The following is an 11,857-nucleotide window of genomic DNA, read 5'->3' on the forward strand; positions in this document are numbered from 1 at the left end:
CAATTCCCTCCAACAAGGCGCCCAGCATGTCTTCCTTGAATCAGGCGCTGTGCGCCGCCCTTGATCGTCGCCAGGACCTGCTCGCCGAGTTGCATCAGCAAGGCACCGATTGCTATCGCCTGTTCCACGGCAGCCAGGAAGGTGCCGGCGGCTTGACCATCGACCGCTATGGCCCGCAACTGCTGGTGCAAAGCTTTCATCAGTCACTGGAGCGTGACGCCCTGCTGCAATTGCACGAAATCGTCAATCAACAGCTGGGCCTCGATAGCCTGCTGGTCTACAACGACCGCTCCCGCGGCAACTCGCGCATCGACCGCGAAGACACTGTGTACCGCGCCGACGAGGCCGCCCTGCAAGACTTGATCGGCCACGAATGGGGGCTGAATTATCGGGTTCGCGGGCGCCATGCCGGCCAGGATCCGTTGCTGTTTCTCGACCTGCGCAACGCCCGCGGCTGGGTCAAGGCACACAGCAAAAACAAAAGTGTGCTGAACCTGTTTGCCTACACCTGTGGCGTCGGTCTCTGCGCTGCGGCCGGTGGTGCCAGCGAGGTGTGCAACCTGGACTTTGCCGAAGGCAACTTGGCGGTCGGCCGCGAAAACGGTCTGCTCAACCCGCAATTGCCGACCATGGAGTTCATCCAGTCCGATTACTTCCCGGCGATTCGTCAATTGGCCGGCCTGCCGATCAGCCAGCGTCGCGGCCAGAAGCTGCCGAGTTATCAACGTCTGGAACCGCGTCAATACGATCTGGTGCTGCTCGATCCACCGGCCTGGGCCAAGAGTGCTTTCGGCACGGTCGACCTGTTGCGCGACTACCAGAGCCTGCTCAAACCGGCACTGCTGACCACTGCCGACAATGGCGTGCTGATCTGCTGCAACAACCTGGCGAAGGTCAGCATGGACGATTGGCGCGAACAGGTGCTGCGCTGCGCAGAGAAGGCCGGACGCCCGGTGCGTGAGTGGACAGCGCTGACACCGGGCAGCGACTTTCCGTCGATGGATCAACAACCGCCGCTGAAAACGCTGATCCTGCAGCTCTGAAAATCCACACCCGTTATCAGACAAATCCTATAAAGCGTGATTGCTTCGGAACCGCAAACGCATGCCATACTCCAAGGCACTCCGATTCCGACAGATGAAGCCACACATGCCCAAAGGATTGATCCGCGCTATCGGCGCCCTGTTAACAGCCCTGGCCCTTTACAGCCTGCTGGGGTTTCTGATTTTGCCGGGCATCGCGTTGCGGGTTGCCAACCAGCAATTGGCCAACTACGCCACGACGCCCGCGACGATTTCGCGGATCGAACTCAACCCGTTCAGCCTTGAAGTAACCCTTTGGGGCCTGATCATCGGCGAGCCGGGCAAGGAACAAGTGGGCTTCGAACGCCTGTACGCCAACCTGCAGATCGACAGCCTGTGGACCAAGGCGCTGCACCTGTCCGATATCGAACTGGACAAACCCAAGACCGAAATACTCTTCGGCAAGGACGGCCAGCTCAATCTTCTCGGGCTGTTCAAAATCCCCGCCAGTGAACCGACCCCGGTCGACCCAAACGCCAAACCCTTCCCGCTGCGCGTGGAGCGGATCAAACTGGCCGGCGGCTACGTGCATTTCGAAGATGCCCGGCCCAGCGAGCCCATCGAGTTTCTCTACGACAAACTGGATTTCGAGCTGAAGAACCTCAGCACCCTGCCCGACGACAACGCCGACATGACCCTGGTCGCGGTCGGCCCGGCCGGCGGGCAGATCGACTGGACCGGCAATTTCAGCCTGAGCCCGATCGCCTCTGAAGGTAAGCTGAAAATCACCGACGGCAAGATGAAATCCTTCTGGCCCTACGTGCGCGATGCTGTGCCACTGGTCCTGGAAAACGGCGTCCTGAACCTGAGCACCGACTACAAACTCAATCTGAACAAAGGCACCGAACTGCTGCTGGACAACGTCGCCGTCAGCGTTGCGCCTTTCGCCATCAAGGCGCCGGACGGCCGACCGCTGGCGAAGCTCGAACGTCTGGACATCAGCGACACCACCGTGGACCTGGCCAAGCAACAAGTGGTGGTCGGCAAGATCCGCAGCCAGAAACTGGAAACCTGGGCAGCCCTCGAAGCCGATGGGCAACTCGATTGGCAAAAACTGTTCGCCAGCCAGCCGTCCAAACAGGCGGCCAAAGCCAACGCCGAACCCACCAGCACACCCGCGGCAGCCGATTCACCGAAGCCCGAGCCGACTGCACCGAGCAAGCCCTGGCAGGTGCTGCTCAAAGACGTGCAACTGCGTAATTATCAAGTGCACCTGGCCGACCGCAAGGCACAACCCGCCGTGGCACTGGAGCTTGGCCCACTGAACCTGGACCTGCAGAATTTCGACAGCCTCAATGGCTCCCCTTTCAACCTCAAGCTCGACACGGGCGTGGGCAAGCAAGGCAAGATCATGGCGGACGGCACGGTCAATCTGGCCCCGATCAGCGCCAAACTGAACGTGCAGACCAGGGATATCGACCTGCGCGTCGCCCAGTCCTACATCAATCCGTTCATTCGCCTCGAACTGCGTAGCGGCATGCTGGGCAGTGATCTGGCGGTCGACTTGAAAAGCACCGAGCCGCTGGCGTTCAGCGTCACAGGCAAAGCCCAGATCGACCAGTTGCATACCCTCGACACTCTGAAAACCCGAGACTTCCTCAAGTGGCAACAGTTGGCGCTCGAAGGCCTGAACTATCAGCACGGCGACAGCCTGTCGATCGACAAGGTCAATCTGTTCCAGCCCTATGCGCGCTTCATGATCAACGATGACCGCACCACCAACATCGATGACCTGCTGATCCCGCAACCGGCCGACTCCGGCGCCAAGACCGCCGCGGCCAAACCGGCAGCCGGAAAAGAAAAACCGCTGGGCATCCACATCGGCGGCATTGCCATCAATGACGGTTCGGCAAACTTCGCCGACTTCAGCCTGACACCGAACTTCGCCACCGCCGTCCAACAACTGAACGGCAACATCGGCACCATCGACAGCCGCCACGTAAAACCGGCCAACGTCGACGTCAAAGGCAAGGTCGACCGCTATGCCCCCGTGACCATCAAGGGTTCGGTCAACCCGTTCGACCCGATGGCCAGCCTGGACATCGCCACCAGTTTCAAACGGGTGGAACTGACGACCCTGACGCCCTATTCCGGCAAGTTCGCCGGTTACCGCATCCGCAAGGGCCGGCTCAATCTGGATCTGCATTACAAGATCACCAACGGTCAGCTCCTGGCCGAAAACAAAGTGGTGGTCGAGCAGCTGCAACTGGGTGAAAAAGTCGACAGTCCGGATGCAGTAAGCCTGCCGCTGAAACTGGCGATTGCCTTGCTCAAGGATGTCGACGGCAAGATTTCCATCGAACTGCCGGTGAGCGGTGACCTGAACAACCCACAGTTCAGCATCATGCCGATCATCTGGCAGACCCTGCGCAATCTGATCGTGAAGGCGGCCGCGGCGCCGTTCAAAATGATTGGTGGGCTGGTCAGCGGCGGTGGTTCAGAGGACCTGGGCACCGTGGCGTTTGCACCAGGTTCGAGTGACTTGAGCAAGGAAGCCGAAGCGACACTGATCAAACTGTCCCAGGCGCTCAAGGAGCGTCCGGCCCTGCGCCTGGAAATCGAAGGCACTGCCGCCAAGAGCAGCGACGGCCCGCTGCTCGCAGAGCAACGCCTGGAACGGGAATACCAGTACAACTACTACAAAATGCTCCAGCGCCGCGGTGACAAGGTGCCGGCCCAAGCCTCCATGCTGGAAGTGCCGGACAGCGAGAAAGGCCCGCTGCTCGAAGGCATCTACCGCACACGCCTCAAGATCCAGCCGCCCGCGGAATGGAAGGATCTGGGCAAGGAAGAACGCAGCAAAAAAATGCGTGAAAGCGTGATCGACTTCTGGAGTTCCAGCGAGGTGCTGTTGCGCCAACTGGGGCAAGAACGGGCCAGCAGCATCAAGGACTACCTGGTGGACAAAGGGCAGTTGGCCGATGACCGCGTGTACTTCATCGACGCCAACCTCGGTGAGGCCGAAAGCGATGGCCGCGTGGTGACGGCCTTGCATCTGGATGCCGAGTGATGGGCGCGCAATGGCTTATGAGCCTGGCCCTGGTATTGGCTGCCGGCCAAGCCGCGGCGGCCGATACCCTGCGCTGCGGCAGTCAATTGATCAGCGTCGGGGACAGGTCCAGCGAAGTGCTGCAAAAATGCGGAGAGCCCGTCGCCCGCGACCTGCTTGGCTACAAGCGCAGCGCCAATCGACGGGAAGAGTTTCAGGTCGAAGAATGGACCTACGGGCCCAACAGCGGGATGTACCAGTACCTGCGCTTTGAAGGAAACCGATTGGTTCAAATCACCAGCAAACGCGGTAACTGAACTCGCGCCCACAGTTTTTTACGTTGCTCCCAATAGAACAGGCCCCGACACGAATGTCGGGGCCTGTAACGGCCACGTCCATATGGCCTTTCGCATGAACTCTCAAAAAGCGACAGACGTATGACTTGGCCCGCCTGCCGCATCTTCTCCCGGTCCAGGCGAGAAGCCTTGCCTTACTCGGTTTTCAGGCCGTCAGCGGACACCGCTTTGACGCCTTTGATTTTCTTGGCGATGGCCACGGCGGTGGTTTTCTGAGCTTCAGTCAGCGCAACTGTGGACGACAGTGACACTACGCCTTTGTTGGTTTCGACTTTGATATCAGTGCCTGGAATGCCTTTTTCGGTCACCAGGTCTGCTTTGACTTTGGTCGTGATCCAGGTATCGGAAGTAGCTTCCTTGGCTTTGGTCACTTCACCGGCGGCCAGCGTCATGGGAGCCTGGGTGGTTTGCGCGGTCTGTGCAAATGCAGCGTTGGCCATGGTCAGAGTCAGCGCGGTGGCAGTAGCGGCAGCAATAGCGAACTTCTTCATACGAGTAACTCCTGTTCTTCTGGAAAATCTGCTGCGTGTCGTCTTGTCAGCAGGGTTACCAGAGACAGTGCGAACGCTATGCCAACTGCTCGATAAAAAATAAATACATATAAATCAATAACTTAATAGCAATGACAATTTTCGAAATCATGCAAAATGCATGAGTGCGACATTATCTACATGCAAGTTGCGGGTTTTAACGCAGGTCTAAGGGCATGAATTGTCGGGGGTTTTCTGGATTATCGGATCGCCCCCCCAAATGACGAGCAAAAAAATGCCCCGTGTCGTGAGAACGGGGCACTGGGTATGCCTGGCAAAGTGAATCAGGTACCGCTGGCGGTGCAGCCTTTTGGACTGTACTCCGGCGCAACCGTGGTGGCGCAAGTCCAGCCACCGGCGAGGGTACGCGAAAGCGTAACGGTTTTGCCGAGCACCGGCCCCGGTGCGTTGAGAATCGTGCAACCAATACTGCCCACACCGGTAGAGGCGGTACCCGTCGCTGTAATCGTGCAATTACCCGTGGGGGTCGTCGCGCCGATCCCGGCGGGGGCGGCAATATCGGTGCCTTGATTAATAATGTCTTCGAAAGGCACCTTCAGTGCCGAGATTTCTGCAACCGCAGCGGTGACCTTCGCCCGTGATTGGTACTTCGAATACTGCGGTAACGCAAACGTCGCCAGAATCCCGATGATCGCCACCACGATCAGCAGCTCGATCAGGGTAAAACCATTTTGATTTTTCATAGACAGGCTCCATGCATGAGTCGAAATCTCATGATCTGTACAGGGTACAGCACAGGTCATGCCAAGTCGTATGCGCCCCTGCAGACTGGGCTCGGGATCACGAAAAAGACCTTTCCTGCTCCCAGGATCCGCAGTTTCTGACACTTTTTGTCACCTCACCTCGGCTGGTTTGGTTCCACTGCTTGACTAGGCTATAAGTCATTAACCGCCTGCGTCCGGAATCCCAATGAATGACATTGCCCTTAGCGGTCTGGCCAAGCAATTGGTGCTGGCCGAGCTGATCACTGATCAAAGTGCGCAACAGGCTTATCAGCAAGCCCAACGCGATCGAGTCTCACTGGTCAGTTATCTGGTGCAAAACAAACTGCTGAAAAGCTGGCAGGTCGCCGAGGTGGCTTCGGAGCATTTCGGCATGGCCCTGCTGGACCTCAACTGCCTGGAAAAAGACACCCAGCCCAAGGGGCTGGTCAGCGAAAAACTGATCCGCCAGCACCACGCCCTACCCCTCTGGCGACGCGGCAACAAACTGTTCGTGGGGGTTTCCGATCCGAGCAATCAACAGGTCATCAACGACATCCAGTTCAGTACCGGGCTGAACACCGAAGCCATCCTGGTCGAAGAAGACAAACTCAGCGACGCCATCGAAAAATTCTTCGACAGCCACGCCACCGGCCTGGAAGAGATGGCCGATGTCGACCTCGACGGTCTGGACATCGAGTCGGTCGACGACCAGAAACAGGACGCCATCGCCGGGCAGGACACCGATGATGCGCCCGTGGTGCGCTTCGTCCACAAGATGTTGCTCGATGCGATCAAGAGCGGTTCTTCCGACCTGCATTTCGAACCCTACGAGAAATCCTACCGCGTGCGGATGCGCACCGATGGCATCCTGCATGAAGTCGCCAAGCCACCAACGCAACTGGCCAACCGCATTGCTTCCCGGCTCAAAGTCATGGCCAGTCTCGACATCTCCGAGCGGCGCAAACCCCAGGACGGGCGGATCAAGATGCGCCTGTCCAAGAGCAAGTCCATCGACTTCCGGGTCAACACCCTGCCGACCCTGTGGGGCGAAAAAGTGGTGATCCGGATCCTCGATCCGTCCAGTGCGCAAATGGGCATCGATGCCCTCGGCTACGAGCCCGAGCAGAAAGACCTGTACATGGCCGCCCTCAAGCAACCACAGGGGATGATCCTGGTGACCGGGCCCACCGGTTCAGGCAAGACCGTGTCGCTCTATACCGGGCTGAACATCCTCAACACCGTCGACATCAACATCTCCACTGCCGAAGACCCGGTGGAAATCAACATGGAAGGCGTCAACCAGGTCAACGTCAATCCCAGGCAAGGAATGGATTTCGCCCAGGCGTTGCGCTCGTTTCTGCGCCAGGACCCGGACGTGATCATGGTCGGCGAAATCCGCGACCTCGAAACTGCCGAAATTGCCATCAAAGCCGCACAGACCGGGCACATGGTGCTTTCAACCCTGCACACCAACAGCGCCGCGCAAACCCTGACCCGCCTGCACAACATGGGGATTCAGGGCTTCAACATTGCGACCTCGGTCAGCCTGATCATTGCCCAGCGCCTGGCGCGCAAGTTGTGCAGCCATTGCAAGAAACCCATCGAGATTCCCCGCGAGACGCTGCTCAAGGAAGGCTTCCCCGAGGAACGCATCGGCTCGTTCACGATCTATGAACCGGTCGGCTGTAATCAATGTAACGCTGGCTACAAAGGGCGAGTGGGGATTTATGAAGTGGTAAAGAACACCCCTGACCTGCAACGGCTGATCATGGCCGAAGGCAATTCACTGGAGATCGACCTGCAGATGCGCAAGGACGGCTTCAACGACCTGCGCACGTCGGGCTTGCTCAAGGCCATGCAAGGCATCACCAGCCTTGAAGAAATCAATCGGGTCACGAAGGACTGAATATGGCGGTCAAAGCAGCGAAAATCAGCGTGTATGCCTGGGAAGGCACGGATCGCAAAGGTGCGAAAATGACCGGCGAGTTGACCGGTCAAAATCCCGCGCTGATCAAGGCCCAGTTGCGCAAGCAGGGCATCAACCCGGGCAAGGTGCGGAAAAAGTCCACGTCCATTTTCAGTGCTGGTAAGCGCATCAAACCCTTGGACATTGCCCTGTTTACCCGGCAGATGGCGACCATGATGAAAGCCGGCGTACCGCTCCTGCAATCGTTCGAGATCATCGGCGAAGGCTTCGATAACCCGAACATGCGCAAGCTGGTGGACGAGGTGAAACAGGAAGTCGCGGCCGGTAACAGCTTCGCTGCGGCCCTGCGCAAAAAGCCCCAGTATTTCGACGAGCTGTACTGCAACCTGGTGGACGCCGGCGAGCAGGCCGGTGCCCTGGATACCCTGCTGGAACGGGTGGCGACCTACAAGGAAAAGAGCGAAAGCCTCAAGGCCAAGATCAAGAAAGCCATGACCTACCCGCTGGCCGTGGTGTTTGTCGCAATCATTGTGACCGGCATTCTGCTGGTCAAGGTTGTGCCGCAGTTCCAGTCGGTATTCTCGGGGTTCGGCGCCGAACTGCCGGCGTTCACCGTGATGGTCATCGGCTTGTCGGAGTTCATGCAGGACTGGTGGTGGATGATACTCGGCGTGCTGGCTGGGGGGATCTTCGGCCTGCGCCATGCCTTGAAGAATTCCCCGGGCTTTCGCGACCGGACGGACACCTGGCTGCTGAAACTGCCATTGGTTGGCGCGCTCATGTACAAGTCCGCCGTGGCCCGATACGCCCGCACCCTGTCGACGACGTTTGCCGCCGGCGTACCACTGGTCGAAGCCCTGGAGTCAGTAGCGGGCGCGACCGGCAATATCGTGTTCAAGCGAGCGGTGTTGCGCATCAAGCAGGACGTTTCGACCGGCATGCAGCTGAATTTTTCCATGCGTACCTCCGGTATCTTTCCGACCATGGCGATCCAGATGACGGCCATTGGCGAAGAGTCCGGCGCGCTGGACGACATGCTCGACAAGGTCGCGAGTTTCTACGAGGCCGAGGTGGACAACATGGTCGATAACCTGACCAGCCTGATGGAACCCTTCATCATGGTGGTGCTGGGGGTTATCGTCGGCGGGCTGGTAGTTGCAATGTACCTGCCCATCTTCCAACTCGGCTCAGCGGTCTGATATGTCCTTGAACGAATTTCTGAGCCTCAACCCGCTGGCCTTTGTGATTACCGCAGGGCTGATCGGCCTGCTGATCGGCAGTTTTCTCAACGTGGTGGTCTGGCGCCTGCCGAAAATGCTCGAGCGTGAATGGCGCCTGCAGGCCCATGACGTACTGGACTTGCCAGCCGAAGCCCCCGGCCCGACCTACAACCTGATATTGCCCCACTCCGAGTGTCCTCACTGCGGCCATCGGATTCGAGTGTGGGAAAACATTCCAATACTCAGTTATCTGTTTTTACGTGGGCGATGCTCGAGCTGTGCAGCGCCGATCAGTAAACGTTACCCGCTGACCGAACTGGCCTGCGGCCTGCTGTCGGCGTTCGTTGCCTGGCATTTCGGTTTCGGCTGGCAGGCCTGCATGGTGCTGGTCCTGAGTTGGGGCTTGCTGGCGATGAGCCTGATCGATGCCGAACATCAACTGTTGCCGGACGTACTGGTGATGCCGTTGATGTGGCTGGGACTGGTCCTCAACAGCTTCGGGCTCTTCGTATCACTGCATGACGCGTTCTGGGGCGCGGTGGCCGGCTACATGGCGCTGTGGACGGTGTTCTGGCTGTTCAAGCTGGTCACCGGCAAGGACGGCATCGGTTACGGCGATTTCAAGCTCCTGGCGATGCTCGGCGCCTGGGGCGGCTGGCAGATCCTGCCCATGACCATTCTGCTGTCATCGCTGGTAGGGGCCATTCTCGGGGTGATTTTGCTGCGCCTGCGGGATGCGAAAACCTCGACGCCGCTACCCTTTGGACCCTATCTGGCCATTGCCGGCTGGATTGCCTTGCTCTGGGGTGGTCAAATAACCGGCTTCTATTGGCAGTTTGTCGGTTTGAAATGAATACCCCTGTGGAAAAACCCTGGATTCTCGGCCTGACCGGCGGCATCGGCAGCGGCAAAAGTGCGGCCGCGCAGCACTTCATCGACCTCGGCGTGCACGTGGTGGACGCCGATCATGCGGCTCGCTGGGTGGTCGAACCCGGTCGCCCGGCACTGGCAAAAATCGCCGAGCACTTTGGCCCCGGCGTGTTGCAAGCCGATGGCCAGCTGGATCGTGCGGCCCTGCGCAAGCTGATCTTCGAGGTGCCGGAAGAACGCCGCTGGCTTGAAGCGCTACTGCATCCGTTGATCGCCGAGGAAATCGCCCATCATCTGGCCAAGGCACAATCGCCTTATGCGATTCTGGTTTCGCCGCTGCTGATCGAGTCCGGGCAGTACGCCATGACCCAACGGGTCCTGGTGATCGATGCCCCGGAACAGTTACAGATCGAACGCACCCTGCAGCGTGACCAGACCAGCGAACAGCAAGTCCAGGCGATCCTCAAGGCTCAGTCCAGCCGACAGGACCGCTTGAGCCATGCCGACGATGTGGTGGTCAACGACCGCGACCTCGCCTGGCTGCACAGCGAGGTCGAACGCCTGCATCACTTTTACCTTACTTTGCGTGGAGGCCAGTCATGAGCCAAACCCCGACCGTCGATTGCCCAACCTGTGGCGCCCCTGTCGAATGGAGCCCCGAGAACAAGTTCCGGCCATTCTGTTCGGACCGTTGCAAACTGATCGACCTGGGCGCCTGGGCATCGGAAGAGCACAAGATTCCGGTGCCCCCCGATGCCGAGGATGAGTTGTTCAGCGGCGACTTCGACCCACGTCACTGATCCCGGCCATCAGGGCCGCATAAAGCCATAGTCCTGGCCCTCGTCGAGGTTCTCGGCGAGAAACCGCAACTCATCGGCCAGGTCTTCAAGATTGCGCGCTGCCTTGCTCTGCTGCACCACTGCACTGAGCAAGGCGCGCAGGCTCAATCCCGGATCGAAGCCCACCTCTTGCGCCACATCCAGACTCTGACGCAACTCCTGCCTGGCCCACTCGTAGACACTCATTTCGATGCTCCTGAAAGTTTTCCGAAGCATGGATTCGTCAACGTTTTTTGGATTTGATGTGGATCAAGATTTGGGATCGTCATCTTTCCAGGGCGCCGATAGATAGCGCGTGCGATTGAACGTCTCCAGCCATTCGGGGCAGAACACCACCAACGCGCTGACCACCATGCCGTTGATGAACGCTTCTGGAAAAATCAGCAACCACAGGTAACCGACAAAGTCTTCCAGCCAGTACGGCATGACGAATCGCTCGTCGTACCACAGCAGCGTGAGCGTCAGGATCAGGCACAACAAGGCCGACAGCGCAGCGGCAAAAAAACCGGAGCAGAAGATATACACAAAGGGATTACGCGGCTGCGCGCGCTCCACCAGGATGGCGCAGCACTCGGTGACCAGCACCGGTAGCAGAATCAGCAGCGCTCCGTTTACGCCGACAGCGGCCAGGTCCTGACGCCCCAGCAACACCAAGCCCACCTGCGCGACCAACCCGCCGACAATCGCCAACGGCCAATCCAGCAGTAAGGTCACAGCGGTCATGCCGATGAAGTGATAGGACACGCCGGTATCGAAGTCCCGTCGCACCAGCCACAGCATAAACAGCGCGAACACGGTGCCGAACAACAGATGCTGGCGGCGGCTGTCGCTGAACAGTTCGACCCATGGCGCTCGTGCAATTGCCCAGATCAGTGCCGGTATATAGATCAGCCACCCCACCGTCAGGGTTTGGGATGACAGTAACTCGGCACCGATCATGGCTGGGCACACTCCTTTGTCTTACCAGAAGAGAACAGGTCATCAGTCTACACCGCCCTTCGACTTTGCTCTGGAGGGGCGTTTTTACGATTGGGGGGTATATCCGTTGCGACTCTTTGGTTGCGTACATATCCATGACTACGGTAACGGCGGCTTATGGTTTCGCTCTTACAGCGAGTCACTTTCGAAAAGCGCGAAAGTAACCAAAGCGCTTTTGCCCCTCCATTCGGTGCCTCGCCTAGGCTCGGCATGCCCTCACTCCGGCATTGCTCCGGGGGCCCGCCGCCATCGGCCATCCATGGCCGGGGGCGGCTACCGCGGCATCCCTGCCGCGGTGCCCCCTGCGCAATACCTGCGTTCGGCCTCTGGGAAAGGGGCGG

At 58.9% G+C, this 11,857-nt stretch carries 12 protein-coding genes; 8 read left to right on the forward strand and 4 right to left on the reverse strand.

The window, feature by feature from the left end; translation table 11 throughout:
- The first annotated feature begins 26 nt into the window (after positions 1-26).
- The 3 genes from AF70_RS28795 to AF70_RS28805 all read left to right on the forward strand — a co-directional run bounded on the left by AF70_RS28795 (position 27) and on the right by AF70_RS28805 (position 4,388).
- Entirely contained in the window at positions 27-1,043 is a 1,017-nt protein-coding gene (locus AF70_RS28795) for a class I SAM-dependent rRNA methyltransferase (protein ID WP_019582866.1), read from the forward strand.
- A gap of 61 nt (positions 1,044-1,104) precedes the next feature.
- The gene (locus AF70_RS28800) at positions 1,105-4,092 is read left to right on the forward strand and encodes a DUF748 domain-containing protein (RefSeq protein ID WP_178119838.1); all 2,988 of its coding nucleotides are present in this window, start codon (positions 1,105-1,107) and stop codon (positions 4,090-4,092) included.
- Positions 4,092-4,388 carry a DUF2845 domain-containing protein gene (locus tag AF70_RS28805; RefSeq protein ID WP_019582868.1) on the forward strand — a complete coding sequence of 99 codons (297 nt, stop codon included), beginning with the start codon at positions 4,092-4,094 and terminating at the stop codon, positions 4,386-4,388. Before AF70_RS28800 ends, AF70_RS28805 begins: the two co-directional genes overlap by 1 nt.
- 173 nt (positions 4,389-4,561) lie before the next feature.
- On the opposite strand, the gene AF70_RS28810 is transcribed toward AF70_RS28805, so the two are convergent.
- Together AF70_RS28810 and AF70_RS28815 are read right to left on the reverse strand one after the other, a co-directional pair.
- Positions 4,562-4,918, reverse strand: a complete 357-nt coding sequence (locus AF70_RS28810) for a BON domain-containing protein (RefSeq protein WP_028940360.1) — start codon at positions 4,916-4,918, stop codon at positions 4,562-4,564.
- 323 nt (positions 4,919-5,241) lie between these two features.
- Positions 5,242-5,661, reverse strand: coding sequence for a pilin (locus AF70_RS28815; protein WP_019582870.1), 420 nt, complete (start codon positions 5,659-5,661; stop codon positions 5,242-5,244).
- Between the two features lie 226 nt (positions 5,662-5,887).
- On the opposite strand from AF70_RS28815, the gene pilB reads away from it, so the two are divergent.
- Genes pilB through yacG form a run of 5 tightly spaced genes read left to right on the forward strand, consistent with a single transcriptional unit; the run spans position 5,888 to position 10,499 of the window.
- Positions 5,888-7,588: a type IV-A pilus assembly ATPase PilB gene (gene pilB / locus AF70_RS28820; RefSeq protein ID WP_019582871.1), complete on the forward strand. Its 1,701-nt coding sequence runs from the start codon at positions 5,888-5,890 to the stop codon at positions 7,586-7,588.
- A gap of 2 nt (positions 7,589-7,590) precedes the next feature.
- The gene (locus AF70_RS28825) at positions 7,591-8,808 is read left to right on the forward strand and encodes a type II secretion system F family protein (protein ID WP_019582872.1); all 1,218 of its coding nucleotides are present in this window, start codon (positions 7,591-7,593) and stop codon (positions 8,806-8,808) included.
- Between the two features lies 1 nt (position 8,809).
- Positions 8,810-9,682: an A24 family peptidase gene (locus AF70_RS28830; protein ID WP_019582873.1), complete on the forward strand. Its 873-nt coding sequence runs from the start codon at positions 8,810-8,812 to the stop codon at positions 9,680-9,682.
- Positions 9,679-10,302 (forward strand): dephospho-CoA kinase, encoded by a 624-nt coding sequence (coaE, locus tag AF70_RS28835; protein WP_026286732.1) that lies wholly within the window; start codon positions 9,679-9,681, stop codon positions 10,300-10,302. Before AF70_RS28830 ends, coaE begins: the two co-directional genes overlap by 4 nt.
- Positions 10,299-10,499 (forward strand): DNA gyrase inhibitor YacG, encoded by a 201-nt coding sequence (yacG, locus tag AF70_RS28840; RefSeq protein ID WP_007938961.1) that lies wholly within the window; start codon positions 10,299-10,301, stop codon positions 10,497-10,499. Before coaE ends, yacG begins: the two co-directional genes overlap by 4 nt.
- Before the next feature lie 9 nt (positions 10,500-10,508).
- Here the strand turns inward: yacG and AF70_RS28845 are convergent, their stop codons facing one another.
- Both AF70_RS28845 and AF70_RS28850 read right to left on the reverse strand, forming a co-directional pair.
- Positions 10,509-10,724 carry a hypothetical protein gene (locus tag AF70_RS28845; protein ID WP_028940361.1) on the reverse strand — a complete coding sequence of 72 codons (216 nt, stop codon included), beginning with the start codon at positions 10,722-10,724 and terminating at the stop codon, positions 10,509-10,511.
- 63 nt (positions 10,725-10,787) lie between these two features.
- A complete protein-coding gene (locus tag AF70_RS28850) occupies positions 10,788-11,477 on the reverse strand; it encodes an energy-coupling factor ABC transporter permease (protein WP_028940362.1) in 690 nt (229 codons plus the stop codon).
- Between the last annotated feature and the right edge of the window lie 380 nt (positions 11,478-11,857).

It is taken from the genome of Pseudomonas sp. KD5 (assembly GCF_012932895.1).
Taxonomy (GTDB): Bacteria; Pseudomonadota; Gammaproteobacteria; order Pseudomonadales; family Pseudomonadaceae; genus Aquipseudomonas.

Excerpts from the sequence above, each read along its gene's own strand:
- AF70_RS28795 (WP_019582866.1), top strand. The coding sequence starts at position 27 with ATGTCTTCCTTGAATCAGGCGCTGTGCGCCGCCCTTGATCGTCGCCAG.
- AF70_RS28850 (WP_028940362.1), bottom strand. The coding sequence starts at position 11,477 with ATGATCGGTGCCGAGTTACTGTCATCCCAAACCCTGACGGTGGGGTGG.
- pilB (WP_019582871.1), top strand. The coding sequence starts at position 5,888 with ATGAATGACATTGCCCTTAGCGGTCTGGCCAAGCAATTGGTGCTGGCC.
- coaE (WP_026286732.1), top strand. The coding sequence starts at position 9,679 with ATGAATACCCCTGTGGAAAAACCCTGGATTCTCGGCCTGACCGGCGGC.
- AF70_RS28825 (WP_019582872.1), top strand. The coding sequence starts at position 7,591 with ATGGCGGTCAAAGCAGCGAAAATCAGCGTGTATGCCTGGGAAGGCACG.
- AF70_RS28805 (WP_019582868.1), top strand. The coding sequence starts at position 4,092 with ATGGGCGCGCAATGGCTTATGAGCCTGGCCCTGGTATTGGCTGCCGGC.
- AF70_RS28810 (WP_028940360.1), bottom strand. The coding sequence starts at position 4,918 with ATGAAGAAGTTCGCTATTGCTGCCGCTACTGCCACCGCGCTGACTCTG.
- AF70_RS28800 (WP_178119838.1), top strand. The coding sequence starts at position 1,105 with ATGCCATACTCCAAGGCACTCCGATTCCGACAGATGAAGCCACACATG.
- AF70_RS28815 (WP_019582870.1), bottom strand. The coding sequence starts at position 5,661 with ATGAAAAATCAAAATGGTTTTACCCTGATCGAGCTGCTGATCGTGGTG.
- yacG (WP_007938961.1), top strand. The coding sequence starts at position 10,299 with ATGAGCCAAACCCCGACCGTCGATTGCCCAACCTGTGGCGCCCCTGTC.
- AF70_RS28845 (WP_028940361.1), bottom strand. The coding sequence starts at position 10,724 with ATGAGTGTCTACGAGTGGGCCAGGCAGGAGTTGCGTCAGAGTCTGGAT.
- AF70_RS28830 (WP_019582873.1), top strand. The coding sequence starts at position 8,810 with ATGTCCTTGAACGAATTTCTGAGCCTCAACCCGCTGGCCTTTGTGATT.